The sequence below is a fragment of the Arhodomonas sp. KWT genome, assembly GCF_010993615.1.
Genome location: NZ_WNXE01000981.1, coordinates 1 through 614 on the forward strand (window position 1 = coordinate 1; position 614 = coordinate 614).

The following is a 614-nucleotide window of genomic DNA, read 5'->3' on the forward strand; positions in this document are numbered from 1 at the left end:
ACGCGCATCTGATGAGGCCCTTCCCGGAACCCGGAACCGCGGAATTTGGTAACGCTCAGGGACGCGCCGATATCGTCACGGCCCAGCGCGATCACACCGTCGGCCATGAACTGGAGGTCGTCGTCGGGCAGGTCCCGGCTGCTCTCCGAGGAGAACAGTACGGTGGCGCCCCGGTCGCGCAGAAAGCGCAGGAACGAAAGCACCTGCTTTCGATACTGGAAAACGTCGCTGGAGAGAAACCGCAGCTGGGTGAGCGAGTCGACGAACACGCGTGTCGGCGTCTCGGCCTCCACCGCGGAGACCACGAGCTCCGCCAGCGGCTGCTGCTCGACGTCAGCCGAGGCGAAGACATCGTAGCCCTGCTGGCCGGTGAAGAATTCCTCGTCCGGGGCCAGGCTGAGAAACCGGATGCCGTCTACATCGATACCCACCGAGGCGGCATTCGTGCGCAGCTGGTCCTCGGCCTCCTGAAAGCCGATGAACAGTGCGTTGCCCTCATCCCCGGCCGCTGCGAGAAAATTCAGGCCGAGCGTGGTTTTGCCAAGGCCCGGCCCGCCACGCACCAGATACGCCGAGCGCGGCAGCAGCCCGCCGTCGAGGATGGTATCCAGCCC

1 protein-coding gene is annotated in these 614 nt (G+C 65.5%); it reads right to left on the reverse strand.

Annotation, left to right across the window (positions count from 1 at the left end; all coding sequences use genetic code 11):
- The coding region (locus tag G7A99_RS23660; protein ID WP_305792367.1) for an ATPase domain-containing protein at positions 1–614 on the reverse strand (614 nt) is incomplete at both ends.